The organism is Cryobacterium sp. Y82, assembly GCF_002929495.1.
In the GTDB taxonomy this organism is placed as follows: Bacteria; Actinomycetota; Actinomycetes; order Actinomycetales; family Microbacteriaceae; genus Cryobacterium; species Cryobacterium serini.
On record NZ_PJJJ01000030.1, the window covers coordinates 63,214 to 76,360 of the forward strand.

Consider the following 13,147-nt stretch of genomic DNA (forward strand, 5'->3'; position numbering starts at 1 on the left):
CAAAGATCAGACCAATTGCGAAACAATCGACTGACCCTGAGTTGTATCATAATGTATCTAAAACCAGCCAGGAACAATAGTGCGAGGGTGTTGGTTTTTTCGCAAATCAGAATTCGATGAGGAAATTTTTCAGAGAGAAGTCCATATGCAAATCGGTGCCCACGCCCTCGTCTTTACAGGATCTTTTGACCAGGCAGGCTTAACTCTCGCGATCGAGAAGACCAAGCAGGCGGGTTTCGACCTGATCGAAATTCCGCTGATGGATCCGGCGACTTTCGACCGTGCGCTGGCGAGTCGGCTACTATCCGACTACGACCTCGCCGCCACGGCGTCGCTGGGACTCAGCCAATCAACGGACCTTACGAGCGCGAATCCCGCGTGCGTCGCGGCCGGTGAGCGGATGCTGGAGGAGTGCCTGGACATCGTGCATGCTTTCGGCGGCACGCGATTGTGCGGTGTGCTCTACAGCGCAATGCAGAAATACATGAACCCCGTTACTCCATCAGGTCGGGCGTCGAGTGCGGCCGCAATCAACCGCCTGGCGTCTCGGGCGGCCGGGCTCGGCATCCACTTGTCACTCGAAGTGGTGAACCGGTACGAAACGAACGTGATGAACACCGGGCGAGCGGCCCTGGGGTTTCTCGATGAGATCGATCACGACAACGTGTCCGTGCACCTCGACACCTACCACATGAATATCGAAGAGTCCGATTTGTTCTCCCCGGTATTGGATGTGGCGGATCGCCTCGGGTACGTGCACATCGGCGAAAGCCACCGGGGCTACCTGGGCTCCGGCACGGTTGATTTCGGATCGTTCTTCCGCGGTCTGGCCCGGATCGAGTACGACGGACCCGTCGTGTTTGAGTCGTTCTCCTCGTCCGTCGTAAATCGTGACCTGAGCCGCACCCTGGGTATTTGGCGCAACCTGTGGGAAGACTCCGATGACCTGGCCGCGCATGCCAACACGTTCATCCGCAATCAGCTGCGGGCGGTGCAGTCGATCGCCCTGCACTAGGTCGGAAGGCATTCGACCGCACGGCGCGAGCGGCGCTGTACGTGGCTATTCGATCCCGACCAGGCCCTTGCGCACAATGGCACAGCCGTAAGTGCGCGTTTCACCGGTGCGCACGATCACATAGGCGTCGACTGCGTCACGATAGAAATCGAAGCGGTCGACGAACCGAGCCGCGTCCGACACCACCTGGGCGGCCCGAAGCAGTTCGGTCTGCACCGGCAGCACCGAGCCATCGGCTGAGGTCATAAGGTCCACCGCGGGGGAATCATCGAGGGGCAGTACGCTGCGAATAGCCGCGAGCACCTCCGGCGACGTCGTACCGGGAAGTTCAACCAGGCGGTTGGCGAGGCGTGCGGCCGGAAAATGGGCATCCACGATGAGCACCGTGTCCGAGTGCCCCATGGCATCGAGGTGGTTGAGCAGTTCTCCGGTGAGGAGGGGGTTGATTCCGTTCAGCATGGCCAGGTCCAATCGTTAAGGGGCAGATGGTAAATCCGTGCGGCCGTGCCGCCCAGAATGCTTGAGCGTTCGGGTTCGCTCAGTTCGGCTGCAAGTCCGTCGACGACCTGCCAGGCGGGCTGGTAGCCGCCGTTGAGCTCGGTGATGGGCCAATCGCCACCGTACATGAGGCGGTCCGGGCCGAAAAGATCGAGGGCGATCTCCCACACCCGGCGCAGCGCATCCATCGAGTACGGGCCGCTCACGCTCCACAGACCGGAGAATTTCGCCACGGTGTGGGGATGGCGGGCGACGCGGGCAAGCGCCAGGTGCCAGGCTTCGAAAGCGTCCGACGCCCGCGGCGGCTTGCCGAGGTGGTCGACGACGAGGGTCAGCCCGGGAAGGTCCCCCGCGAGGCGCTCGGCCTGGCCGAGGTGACGCGGCCAGGCATCGTGCAGGTCAAACGGAAGCCCGCGCGCCGCGACGTCAGCCAGGGAGTTCCGCACGGCCGGTAACTCCAGAAAATCCTCGCGCGGGTCATCGTTGAGCAGGGTGCGCACGCCACAGAAAGCCGAATGCTCGCTCCATCGTGCGAGCGCCTCGGCGCTCGCACGATGGTCGTCCAGTGGCACCCAGCCGACGACGCCGCGCACCCAGCGGTAGCGCGTGGCAACATCGAGCAGGTAGGCCGTGTCAGCGTACGAATCTTCGGCCTGCACCAACACGGCGCCGTGCATGCCGGCAGCCTGCAGTTCGACCGCCGCCTGTTGCGGCGTCCAACTCGCGTTCAGAAGGCCGTGTTGCGAGCCGAGCCAGTCATAGGCAGACACGTCGAGGTCCCACACGTGCAGGTGACCGTCGATGCGCAGGGCCGATCCGGTCATGCCATGATGAGTTCTTGCTCGATCAATCGCTGCCAGAGTTCGGCCGGGATCACTTCGTGCAGCCGGGACGCGTTCTGGCGGATCTGCTGCGGGCTGCTTCCGCCGACGACGACGGTTCGAACCAAGGGTTCCCGCAGAGAGTACTGCAGCGCCGCGGCGGCCAAGGAGACTCCGGCCTCCCGGCACAGCGCGGCAATGCGTTGCACGCGGTGCAGCAGCCCGTCGGGAACCGCGCCGTAGTCATAGCGAGCATCGGATCCGGGAAAGTCCGTAGCTAGAAGCCCGGAATTGAACACAGCGGCATTCACAATGCCGACTCTGTGTTCACGGCAAGCCGTCACCAGTTCGGGCACCGCCGACTGGTCGGCCAGGGTGTAGCGGCCGGCGATCATCACGAGGTCGAGGTAACCGGTGTAAACGCACGTTAGCAAAGCGGCCGTGGTCATCGATCCCACTCCGATTCGATCGACCAGGCCGGCTTCGCGCAGGCCGACGAGGGCAGGAATAGCACGGTCGATGCCGTCCTGCAGATCATGACGTTCTGGATCGTGCAGGTAGACCACGTCGAAGCGGTCCAGCCCGGTGCGCCGCAACGACTCATCAAGGCTTGAGCGGATGCCGTCGGGCGAGAAATCCCATACCCGCTTCTGATCAGCCGGCACCGCAAAATCTTGGTCCAGATCGAGCTGTCCCGCGCCGAGCGGATTCGGTCGCAACAGACGTCCGACCTTGGTTGAGACGACGTATTCATTCCGCGGCTTGTCCGCCAGAAACTCGCCGAGGCGGCGTTCAGAGAGGCCGAGCCCATAGTGCGGAGCCGTGTCAAAGTAGCGAATTCCGCTGTTCCAGGCGGCGTCGAGCACGTCGCGCGCCTCGGCATCCGTCATCGCGCGATACAGGTTGCCGACGTTGGCAGCTCCGTAGCCGAGGCGCCCCGGGATGAATTCACTCATGTGCGGTAAAAGAATACTCGTCCCGGCTGGTGGCGAGCATCTCGGTACCAGCACCCGGTATGGTCGGAGCCCGGTACGCGCCGCGATCAAGCACGACGGGGGTCAGGAAGTGCTCGTGCAGGTGATCGACGAATTCGATCACCCGGCCTTCCCTGGTCGCGGAGACGGCGACGAAATCGAACATGGACAGGTGCTGCACGGCCTCGCAGAGACCGACCCCGCCGGCGTGGGGGCAGACGCGCACGCCGAACTGAGCCGCCAGCAGCAGGATCGTGATATTTTCATTGACACCGCCTACGCGGGTGGCATCAATCTGCAGCACCTGAAGGGCGTCGGCCTGCAAAAACTGCTTGAACATGATGCGATTGGCCATATGTTCGCCCGTCGCAACGGGTATCGGCGCCACACCGCGGGCAATCGCCGCATGCCCGAGAATATCGTCGGGGCTCGTGGGTTCTTCAATCCATGCCACATCGAATTCGGCCAGACGCGACATCCACTCGATGGCTTCGGCAATGCCCCAGCGCTGGTTCGCATCGACGCCGATCAGAATATCCGGACCGACCGTCGCTCGGGCCAGGCGCATCCGACGGATGTCATCGTTGATGTTTGCCCCCACCTTGAGCTTGATCATGCCGAAGCCCTCGTCGACGGCTTCGGTGGCCAAACGCACCAGTTTGTCGTCGCTGTAGCCCAGCCAGCCCGGTGTGGTCGTGTAGGCGGGATATCCCGAAGCGAGCAGCTCAGCTTCACGTTTTGCGCGGCCCGGTACCGCGGCCCGCAGGATCCGCAAGGCGTCTTCGGGACTGAGCGCATCCGTCAGATAGCGAAAATCGACGAGCTCGACCAGCTGCTCCGGCGTCATCCGGCTAAGAAGCTGCCACAGCGGCAGGCCGGCGCGTTTCGCCTTGAGATCCCACAAGGCGTTCACCACAGCCCCGATAGCCATGTGCATGACGCCCTTTTCCGGGCCCAGCCAACGCAGCTGCGAATCCCAGACAAATTCGCGCCAGGTAGCCCCCATGTGCTCGAGCAGATCTTCTGTACTGCGACCGACTACCTGCCCGGCTAAGGCTTTGATCGCCGCGACCTGCACGTCGTTGCCGCGACCAATGGTGAAGACGAACCCGTGGCCCTCAAGGCCGTCGTCGGCATCGGTCACGATACGCACATAGGCAGCCGAGTAGTCCGGATCGGGATTCATCGCATCCGAGCCGTCGAGCGACGCCGACGTAGGAAATCGAATATCACTGGTGTGCAGCGCGAGAATAATACTCACAGAATTTTCTCCTTGTTTGGCACCCTGAGCCTAAACATCGGATGTATAGAATGTCAATCGAGAACCTGATTCGGAAGTCACCGAACACTTATCGACGAGAGTTGGCGCATGAAGTTTGCACGACTGGGCCCTATCGGCCACGAAAAACCCGCAGTACTGGTCGACGGCACCTATTTCGACCTGTCGACGATCGCTCCGGACATCGACGGGGAATTCCTCTCCACCGGCGGCCCGGCAGCGGCCCGCGCCGCCCTCTTAGCCGGAGATCTACCGAAACTGGAGCACGCCGAATCCCTGCGGATCGGCGCGCCCATTTCCCGGCCGAGCGCGGTCATCTGCATCGGTATGAACTATGCCGCTCACGCCGCAGAGTCCGGCGCTCTCCCACCCGAAATTCCGATCATGTTCCTCAAAACACCCAACACCGTGGTGGGTCCTAATGACACTGTCGAGATCCCCCCAACAAGCACTAAAACTGATTGGGAAGTGGAGCTCGGCGTGGTGATCGGCCGACGGGCCGCTTATCTGGCCAGCCCGGCCGAGAGCATCCGTCACATTGCAGGATTCGTCGCGGCCAACGACCTCTCCGAGCGTGATTTTCAAATGAACGTCTCAGGCGGACAGTGGTCGAAGGGCAAGTGCGCACCGGGTTTCAACCCGACCGGTCCCTGGCTGGTCACTCCCGATGAGGTGGAGTACCAGAACCTCGCCTTACGCAGCTGGGTGAACGGCGAACCGAGACAAAATTCGAGCACCGCTGACCAGATTTTCAGCGTGGACTTTGTGATCTGGCATCTCAGCCAGTACCTGACGCTGGAACCCGGCGACCTTGTGCTCACCGGCACGCCGGAGGGAGTGGCGCTCTCCGGACGTTTTCCCTACCTGGCCGCAGGCGACACGTGCGAAATCGAAATTGCCGGCCTCGGACGCCAGCGCCAGAGCTTCGTCCCGGCCTCCATTGAAAGGCACCAGAATGCATGAGTTCGAAAACCTCGTCGCTGTCGTCACGGGTGGTGCATCCGGAATTGGCGCGGCGATCGCCGACCGCCTGCACGCCGGCGGCGCCCGAATTGCCGTCCTCGATCTGAACCCGCACGACGCTGCCGTCACTCACTTCGCGGTGCAGACCGATATCGCTAATTCCGCATCAGTTGATGCCGCGATCGCTAAAGTGGCCGCGAAATTTGGACGCATTGACATCGTCATCAACAATGCCGGCATCGGTGCGCAGGGAACGATCGCAGACAATGACGACGCGGAGTGGGCGCGGGTACTCAGCATCAATGTGATCGGCATTGCCCGCGTCACTCGCGCAGCCTTACCCTGGCTGCTTCGGTCCCCGTCGGCAGCGATCGTCAATACTTCGTCGATAGCGGCCACCGCCGGACTTCCCGAGCGGGCCTTATACAGCGCATCCAAGGGAGCGGTTCTGGCGCTTACCCGTGCGATGGCCGCCGACCATCTCCGGAACGGCATTCGGGTGAACTGCGTGAGCCCCGGCACCGCAGACACTCCCTGGATCGGCCGGCTGCTCGCACAGTCCACCGACCCCGAAGCGGAACGGGCCGCGCTCAGCGCGCGGCAACCACACGGCCGTCTGGTCGATGCTCAGGAAGTCGCGGACGCCGTGGCGTATCTGGCTAGCCCGCGTTCCGGTTCCACCGTGGGCATCTCGCTAGCAGTCGACGGCGGAATGCAGCAGTTGCGGTTGCGCGCCCAATAGCGGTCGCGGCGAACCAGCGCCGGGTCGCCGGCTAGGCGCTCACCGGCCTTTGCCTGAGTATCCGCTGAAATAAGGCTGTCCGCTCGCTTACAGGGAGCAAGCCGGTCAGACTCGAATGCATGACACTTACCCAGCTCCAAAAGGCCGAACTCCTGCTCTCGCTGCACGTTCCGGGCGAGCCTCTCATCGTGACCAACGTGTGGGATGCCATCACCGCCAAGATCGTGGCCGACGCGCCCGGCGTCAAAGCCCTCGCGACGGCGAGCCACTCCATCTCGAACGTACGCGGCCTGCAAGACGGCGAGGGACTCTCGCTCGACGAGGCCATCATCGCCGCCACGATCATCGCCGGCGCCGTCGACCTTCCGGTCTCGGCCGACTTCGAGAAGGGCTACGCAACCGATGCCGTTGGCGTGACTCGCAACGTGCGTCGCCTGATCGAGGAATCCGGCATCGTCGGCATCAACATCGAGGACTCCGTCGGCGCGACAAAGGCCCCGCAGTTCGACATCGAGACCGCCACCGCCCGCGTGGCAGCCGCCCGGGCCGGAGCCGACCAGAGCGGCATTCCTCTGGTGATCAACGCCCGCGTCGACACCCTCGCCGGCGGCGGAAACTGGGATGAAGCCGTCGCCCGCGCCAACGCCTACCTCGGAGCCGGAGCCGACGTCATCTTCTTTCTCGGCCTCACGGACGAAGACAAGGTGTCACGCGCAATCGAGCAGGTCAACGGCAAAATCTCCGTGATTGGCGCGCCCGGACTCGTTCCGCTCGGGCGCCTCGCCGAGCTCGGCATCAGCCGAGTCAGCTTCGGCCCTGGCACCCTCGCCCTGACCCTCGCGGCATTGCAGGCCGCAGCCACGAACCTCACCGCACTTGGCGACTACCCCGACGACCTCGGGTTCAAGTTCGCCCTGTAGCCGCCCACGCATCGAGGCCATCAGCATCCGTTTCTCAGCGGATGCGGGTGGCCTCGTTGTGCGCAACGAGTTGCCAGGTCGCGCCCTCGTCGCCGGAGACCCAACCTTCCCATTTATAGCTGTTGGGGGTGATGGCGGTGAAGTTCCACCGGATTGGACGGCCGTCGGTGCGCGTGCCTTCCTGCCGCACGCCGTGCCGGTACGGCGTGGCAACGAGCTGACAGTATTCACCCAGCGCCGGGGCGAAGTAGCTCACGCGCCAGGCCCCAGCGAACGGGTCGTAGACGCGCACCGTCGTGGCGACGGTTTCAAATCCAGACGGATGCGTCGTGCTCGCGACGATCTCGACGTCTTGAACGGCCCGGCCGTCAAGGATGAATTCGACCATCCAGATGAAGTCGCGCTCGATCCATTCGCCCGTTGTCTCATCGAGCCGGGAGCCTTTGGCGGCCCAGGATCCGACCATCTGGCCGAAGCGGTGCATGCGTCCGGGGTATTCCAGCGTTGGGCCGTGCGCGATGAGCGCTTCGTCGAATCGGGTCGGCATGGGGGTCATACCTGAATTTTACCCGACGTGAGGTCGCGTTCGACGTACTGCGTTTGCTCGGCCCGCAGGCGTCCGATCAGGTCTCTCAGCGATCGATGCTGGTGCAGTGAAAGTTTTGGAACGAGCGCGAAGCAGTCGGGCCGCGCTGGCCTTGGTACCGGGAGCCGTATTCACTGGAGCCGTAGGGTTTCTCAGCCGGAGAGCTGAGTTGGAAGAAACACAGCTGGCCGATCTTCATTCCGGGCCACAGTTTGATCGGCAGTGTCGCGACATTGCTGAGCTCGAGGGTGACGTGGCCAGAGAAGCCGGGGTCGATGAAGCCGGCCGTGGAATGGGTCAGCAGTCCGAGACGACCAAGGGAGCTCTTACCCTCGAGCCGAGCCGCCACGTCGTCCGGCAGGGTGACCTGCTCGTAGGTGGCGCCGAGCACAAACTCGCCCGGGTGCAGGATAAACGGCTCGTCGGGCTTGGTCTCGATCAGGTGGGTCAGCTCTGGCTGGTCCTCGGCCGGATCGATGTAGGCGTACTTGTGGTTGTCGAACAGCCGAAATAGGCGGTCGAGGCGCACGTCTATGCTCGATGGCTGGATCATCGCGGGGTCCAGCGGCTCCAAACCGATTCGTCCAGCGTTCAGTTCAGCCTTGATATCGCGATCGGAGAGCAGCACGGTGCCAGCCTAGCGCCGCGGGGTTGATATGCTGGCACCGTTCCGATTGTTGTTCATCTATGGTCGGGTACGCGGATGTAGTTCAATGGTAGAACTTCAGCTTCCCAAGCTGATAGCGCGGGTTCGATTCCCGTCATCCGCTCCAGAGTGTTCTCAGGTATCGGTGAGTGTCCTCCCATTCCATACAGCACGAGCTTCTTTCTTGCGCTTACCGTCAGGACAGGGGTTGCAACCGACAGCTGGAATGGGTATTACCGGGACATGAAAATCAAATGATGGAATGCTCTGGTTTTCGGCTAGAAGCTCATACCCATCTTCGCGATCTACGGAGTAGCTCGGGCGTATCGCAGCCGCGGGCGCAAGCGGGGAAAAACGAATGTGAACTAATCATTCCTGACCGATGGAACAGATCGCCAGCGTCAACAATCGGGCGGCGCTGGCGTCCAAGGGATAAGCGACCGCTGACAATATGAATTGCCGCACGGGCGACGACCACGAAAGCTTGCGCTGATCGTTTCTTTGTTTATCTCAGCCTCAAAATGGTCTCGCTATGAATGACCGGACCCTAATTACCGGGAACGTTTAATCCACAATGAAGACCTGATCTCGCTTAGGTCAAGCAGTCTCGATTATCTCAAGAGCTGACACCACCGGTTCCGGTGTAAGGTGCATTCTTGAAAGGCTCTTATATCACCGAATCCACAAATTGCCATTCGAAGAGAACTGGTTGTCGTAACCACCAATCTTCCAGCGTCCATCTTCTTTCATAACAGTGAAGTTGAGAGTATACGTAGTCCGCCAGACGTTCGTTCCCGTGTTATCGAGCAGGTCAGCTTCAAGTTTGGCTTCTAGGTCTTCAGCAGACCAATCCGGAAACTCCATTTTAGCAGCCGCAATTGCCGCTGCATCAGTGACCCGGTAATCTGCGCTGCCCGTCATGGTGAAACCGAAAAATTTGCCCCATGTCGGGTCATCCGTTGCCGTAATGCTTGTGACATCGATGGTTGCATCCTGCATGCGAGCCCCACCGTCACGAATAAACTCAGGATTCCTATCTAAATCGTTGTTGTTGATTAAGCTTGGGCGATCGACTCCGTCGTTATTGTCCAATATGGAAACTTGTGATTCGAGAATATACTTCTCTCTATTCTTCTCCTTCCACGCCTCCCACCCCACAGTGCGGTGAGTATCGATAGTTGAGCTGTCGTAAACCTCTTCTATGGAAAACGTGACAATGAACTTTTGGGCGCTCAGTGTGTCAGCATCGGTGTAACCGGTCTCTGCTACGGTCGGGTCGATGATTGCCGTATTTAAGGACATCGCCTCAGCCTCTGGTGAGATAGTCATATGAGTGTAAGTTCCGAGATCGTCAGTTACCGTGGCGAGAGATACAACATCCCCAAAAGCAAATGCGGTAACGGGCTCCTGCGCAGCATCGGTTGGTGTGACAAGAGGTTCAGCGTCGGTCTTCTCGCCGTTCGCGGCACAGCCCCCGAAACTGAGACTCATTGTTCCCGCTATGACGACGGCGAGCACGGGTTTACGAAGAATTGATCCAAGCGTTTTGATGAGGTTCCTTCTCGCGTCGTCATAGTTGCTGGTGATGCCACCAGCGCCTTCTTCTATCTCTGTTTTTTTGTTTGACTTATGCATTGGTAAGTCTGTCACCATTGCCGAACGTCGCTGGACAACTTTGCTAAATGATATCGGGCACTAGCAATACAACGTTGTCGAGTTAACGACGAGGTTAGTCAGCACCAACGTCGTGTCGGTGATGCACAATGTCGTGTAGAAAGTACGCCCCCAGCGTCTCCACGGTGAACGATGGACCGTCGCTGCGGCGCGCGGTGCGCCAGCGGGCGTCCGGTGGCACCGACGCAAAGGCATCCGACACGGATGCCGCAGCCGCGGCGAGCTCCCGGGCCACGTTCGCCGGCACTTGCAGGTCGTACCGCTCCTCTATCGCGGTGGCGTCCTGATCCCAGTTGGCGAGTAGGGGGTCGTCCTGGTCGTGAATAACGCGCAAGCGCTGTTCGAACAGGTGGCAGACGTCACGCACATGGGCCGCGTACTCGAGCGGGGACCAGGTGTGATCGTCGGGCCGCACCGCGACATTCGCTCGCGCCAGCACGGCAGGCCACACGGCGGCGTTCTCGCGAATCAGGCCCGGCAGGTCCTCAAAGTCCACCTCGCTCGCTCGAAATCCACAGGCGGAGCAGGGGCGGTCAAGCACCCAGGTCCAGTCAGACGTGTCAGGAACAATAGGCATGTCGTTATGCTATCGGCCGCTTGGGCACGGCAAACTGTCACGGTGCGCCCGATAGCGTGCATACGGACAAGGAGACAGATGACGATAGTAATTGCCGGATGCGGTGACCTCGGCACCGAGGTCGGCTTACGATTGGCCAAATTAGGGCACGCGGTGGTCGGGGTGCGTCGCAACGCGAGTGTGCTCCCCGCAGAAATCAGCGGTCAGTCGATCGACTTGAGCCTTGAGAAGCCCGCCATTCCGTCCGACACCGAGTACGTCGTCATCGCGATCTCCGCTGGAAGCCCAACGATCGAGGCCTACCGAGCCGCGTACCTCGACGGCCTGCGCAACCTGCTCGATGCGCTCGATGATGCCCGTGTCACGCCCCGCCGCGTGCTGCTGGTCTCATCAACGGCCGTCTACGACATCAACGACGGCAGCCGGGTCGACGAGCAGACCCCCGCGAACCCCAGGCCGGGCACCGACTCCATCGTGTTCGACGCCGAGCGGATGCTGCACTCCCGCATACCCAACGCCACCGTTCTGCGCCTGGCCGGCATCTACGGCCCCGGTCGGGAACGACTGATCAAACAGGTACGGGATGGCACCGTGCTCTCCGCGACGTCGCGCCACACCAACCGCATCCACCGGGACGACGCAGCAGCCGCGATCGTGCACCTCCTGCTGCGCCCGGAGCAGCCGGCACCCCTGTATCTTGGCGTCGACAATGCCTCGGTCCCAGGCAACGAGGTGCTGGTCTTTCTGGCCGCTGAGCTCGGCCTTCCCGAACTAGCTCTGGAGACGAAAACTCCGCCAGCCCCCACCAGAGAAGGTCAGCGCGGCGGGGACAAGATCCTCAGCAACCGCTTGCTGCGAGATACTGACTTCACCTTCACGTACCCCACCTATCGAGAGGGTTACCGCGCACTTCTGGCCGGAGCCGGAAAACGCCACCCGTAAGCAGCTACCGGGCAGGGCCGGCCTGGATCAGATCCGCATCCGACTCCACCACGAGAGCCATCGCTGTCAGCAGCGTTCCCAGACGCACCTGATCATCCGGGCTGACGTCCCGCGCGGCACGAGCGATCAATGCCCGGAAGTCGCTGTAAACCTTCTGGGTGATCTTTTCTGCGGCGGGCGTCAGTACCAAAAGCAAACTGCGTCGATCACTCGGGTGAGCCACCCGAGTGACCAGTTCCAATGCCACCAGGCGATTTGAAAGGGCGGTCACGGCGCCCGTCGTCATTTGCAATGATTCCGCGAGCAACTTCGGCGTGATGTTGCCAGCTTCAGCGATCCGGGCCAGGGCTCGCAGCTCACTGCACGTCAGGTTGGTTTCCGAAGCGACTCGGTTGCGGTTGCGATCCATTCCCCGAAGAAAGGCGACGGCGGATGCTGACAGGCCATCCCCGGTGGGTCTCGAAATATTGAGTTTCATACGTTCTCCGACCTCTGGTCTGATTGTTATGCCCGCGCTGCACGCCCGCAAACCGGCCCGTCCCATCCGCTCTGGCCTCCTATTCTAACGGGTAGCTCAATTCCAGAGTTTCTTGCCAAGTGAGTAGTTTGTTCTTTGTATTATTTCCCGTATATTGATAGACGCGCTCGCGGATCGATGTGCTCCTGGGGTCCGCCAGTTTCCAGCAACCGGCCGCTATTGAGCCGCCGACAGGTCTCCTTGAGCGCGGCCATCACCCTGCACTAACGAAACGGACCATGCAATGCAGAGCTACCGCCTGACGATCAACGACGACTGGTTCTACTTGTCCGGCGATTATAACGTTTCGGCTCTCAAAGCAGCGATGACGGCAGCAGTTCACAGCGGCGGCGGCTTCGTCGACATATTCAGTTCCCTGCGTTCGCAGACCTCAATTTTGATCACGGCACATTCGATCGTCAAGCTGGAAGCCATCTGTGCCGAGGTTCTTCCTGACCCCATCGAGTCAACTCCCACCCTTGGCCACTCGTACATCGACGATGACTACTGGCTGGATTAAATCGTATTACGCGGGTTTTGCCCGCTCGAATGCTGGGTCATCCGTTCTGTGAGTCCGTTTGGATCGATACCTATGCACCATTGACGATGAGCACGCACACGGGTAAATTCACGCGGACGGGGATGTGCCCGTCTCGCACCGCCGACCAACTGACAGCCTGACCCACGGAAAGGCAGTTCTCATGAGTTTTCTCGGATTCCTCTTACTCGGTCTCATCGCCGGCGCCATCGCGAAGGCAATCCTTCCCGGTCGGCAGGGCGGAGGCTGGTTCATCACCCTGCTGCTCGGAGTGATCGGTGCCTTCCTCGGTGGGTGGCTGGGCGGACTCCTGTTCAACGTCAGCCTGGGCGAATTCTTCTCCCTAACGACGTGGGTCCTCGCGATCGTCGGTTCTCTTATCGTGCTGCTGATCTACGGGGCAATCACGAATCGCCGCCACGCCAAGTCGTAATACAACCACCGGACCGTTTCAA

At 61.1% G+C, this 13,147-nt stretch carries 16 protein-coding genes and 1 tRNA gene; 8 read left to right on the forward strand and 9 right to left on the reverse strand.

Features of this window, described 5'->3' with window-relative positions; translation table 11 throughout:
* The first annotated feature begins 145 nt into the window (after window positions 1-145).
* Window positions 146-1,015, forward strand: a complete 870-nt coding sequence (locus CXY70_RS07320) for a sugar phosphate isomerase/epimerase (RefSeq protein WP_104191733.1) — start codon at window positions 146-148, stop codon at window positions 1,013-1,015.
* Window positions 1,016-1,060: 45 nt separating this feature from the next.
* Here CXY70_RS07320 and CXY70_RS07325 read toward each other — a convergent pair whose 3' ends face one another.
* Genes CXY70_RS07325 through CXY70_RS07340 form a run of 4 tightly spaced genes read right to left on the reverse strand, consistent with a single transcriptional unit; the run spans window position 1,061 to window position 4,569 of the window.
* Window positions 1,061-1,474, reverse strand: a complete 414-nt coding sequence (locus CXY70_RS07325) for an RbsD/FucU family protein (RefSeq protein WP_104191734.1) — start codon at window positions 1,472-1,474, stop codon at window positions 1,061-1,063.
* Window positions 1,468-2,337 carry an amidohydrolase gene (locus CXY70_RS07330; RefSeq protein ID WP_104191735.1) on the reverse strand — a complete coding sequence of 290 codons (870 nt, stop codon included), beginning with the start codon at window positions 2,335-2,337 and terminating at the stop codon, window positions 1,468-1,470. The genes CXY70_RS07325 and CXY70_RS07330 overlap by 7 nt, the downstream gene beginning before the upstream one ends.
* A complete protein-coding gene (locus CXY70_RS07335; protein ID WP_104191736.1) occupies window positions 2,334-3,290 on the reverse strand; it encodes an aldo/keto reductase in 957 nt (318 codons plus the stop codon). The genes CXY70_RS07330 and CXY70_RS07335 overlap by 4 nt, the downstream gene beginning before the upstream one ends.
* Complete coding sequence (locus CXY70_RS07340) at window positions 3,283-4,569, reverse strand: enolase C-terminal domain-like protein (RefSeq protein ID WP_104191737.1); 1,287 nt, start codon at window positions 4,567-4,569, stop codon at window positions 3,283-3,285. The genes CXY70_RS07335 and CXY70_RS07340 overlap by 8 nt, the downstream gene beginning before the upstream one ends.
* 108 nt (window positions 4,570-4,677) lie before the next feature.
* Here CXY70_RS07340 and CXY70_RS07345 point away from each other — a divergent pair, with 108 nt between their 5' ends.
* The 3 genes from CXY70_RS07345 to CXY70_RS07355 all read left to right on the forward strand — a co-directional run bounded on the left by CXY70_RS07345 (window position 4,678) and on the right by CXY70_RS07355 (window position 7,212).
* The gene (locus CXY70_RS07345; RefSeq protein ID WP_104191738.1) at window positions 4,678-5,550 is read left to right on the forward strand and encodes a fumarylacetoacetate hydrolase family protein; all 873 of its coding nucleotides are present in this window, start codon (window positions 4,678-4,680) and stop codon (window positions 5,548-5,550) included.
* Window positions 5,543-6,292 (forward strand): SDR family NAD(P)-dependent oxidoreductase, encoded by a 750-nt coding sequence (locus tag CXY70_RS07350; RefSeq protein WP_104191739.1) that lies wholly within the window; start codon window positions 5,543-5,545, stop codon window positions 6,290-6,292. The genes CXY70_RS07345 and CXY70_RS07350 overlap by 8 nt, the downstream gene beginning before the upstream one ends.
* 119 nt (window positions 6,293-6,411) lie before the next feature.
* The gene (locus tag CXY70_RS07355; protein WP_104191740.1) at window positions 6,412-7,212 is read left to right on the forward strand and encodes an isocitrate lyase/phosphoenolpyruvate mutase family protein; all 801 of its coding nucleotides are present in this window, start codon (window positions 6,412-6,414) and stop codon (window positions 7,210-7,212) included.
* Window positions 7,213-7,246: 34 nt separating this feature from the next.
* On the opposite strand, the gene CXY70_RS07360 is transcribed toward CXY70_RS07355, so the two are convergent.
* Both CXY70_RS07360 and dcd read right to left on the reverse strand, forming a co-directional pair.
* Complete coding sequence (locus CXY70_RS07360; RefSeq protein ID WP_104191741.1) at window positions 7,247-7,768, reverse strand: hypothetical protein; 522 nt, start codon at window positions 7,766-7,768, stop codon at window positions 7,247-7,249.
* Between the two features lie 76 nt (window positions 7,769-7,844).
* The gene (dcd, locus tag CXY70_RS07365) at window positions 7,845-8,426 is read right to left on the reverse strand and encodes a dCTP deaminase (protein WP_104191742.1); all 582 of its coding nucleotides are present in this window, start codon (window positions 8,424-8,426) and stop codon (window positions 7,845-7,847) included.
* Between the two features lie 71 nt (window positions 8,427-8,497).
* On the opposite strand from dcd, the gene CXY70_RS07370 reads away from it, so the two are divergent.
* Window positions 8,498-8,571 (forward strand) — tRNA-Gly (locus CXY70_RS07370).
* A gap of 545 nt (window positions 8,572-9,116) precedes the next feature.
* Here the strand turns inward: CXY70_RS07370 and CXY70_RS07375 are convergent.
* Window positions 9,117-10,079, reverse strand: coding sequence for a hypothetical protein (locus CXY70_RS07375; protein ID WP_104191743.1), 963 nt, complete (start codon window positions 10,077-10,079; stop codon window positions 9,117-9,119).
* A gap of 94 nt (window positions 10,080-10,173) precedes the next feature.
* Window positions 10,174-10,695, reverse strand: coding sequence for a methyltransferase type 12 (locus tag CXY70_RS07380; RefSeq protein WP_104191744.1), 522 nt, complete (start codon window positions 10,693-10,695; stop codon window positions 10,174-10,176).
* Window positions 10,696-10,773: 78 nt separating this feature from the next.
* On the opposite strand from CXY70_RS07380, the gene CXY70_RS07385 reads away from it, so the two are divergent.
* Window positions 10,774-11,637: an NAD(P)H-binding protein gene (locus CXY70_RS07385; protein WP_104191745.1), complete on the forward strand. Its 864-nt coding sequence runs from the start codon at window positions 10,774-10,776 to the stop codon at window positions 11,635-11,637.
* A gap of 4 nt (window positions 11,638-11,641) precedes the next feature.
* Here CXY70_RS07385 and CXY70_RS07390 read toward each other — a convergent pair whose 3' ends face one another.
* Window positions 11,642-12,046: a MarR family winged helix-turn-helix transcriptional regulator gene (locus CXY70_RS07390; protein ID WP_158250931.1), complete on the reverse strand. Its 405-nt coding sequence runs from the start codon at window positions 12,044-12,046 to the stop codon at window positions 11,642-11,644.
* A 352-nt stretch (window positions 12,047-12,398) separates the two neighbouring features.
* Here CXY70_RS07390 and CXY70_RS07395 point away from each other — a divergent pair, with 352 nt between their 5' ends.
* Window positions 12,399-12,674: a hypothetical protein gene (locus CXY70_RS07395; RefSeq protein ID WP_104191747.1), complete on the forward strand. Its 276-nt coding sequence runs from the start codon at window positions 12,399-12,401 to the stop codon at window positions 12,672-12,674.
* A 181-nt stretch (window positions 12,675-12,855) separates the two neighbouring features.
* Window positions 12,856-13,125, forward strand: a complete 270-nt coding sequence (locus CXY70_RS07400; protein ID WP_104191748.1) for a GlsB/YeaQ/YmgE family stress response membrane protein — start codon at window positions 12,856-12,858, stop codon at window positions 13,123-13,125.
* Window positions 13,126-13,147 lie beyond the last annotated feature (22 nt).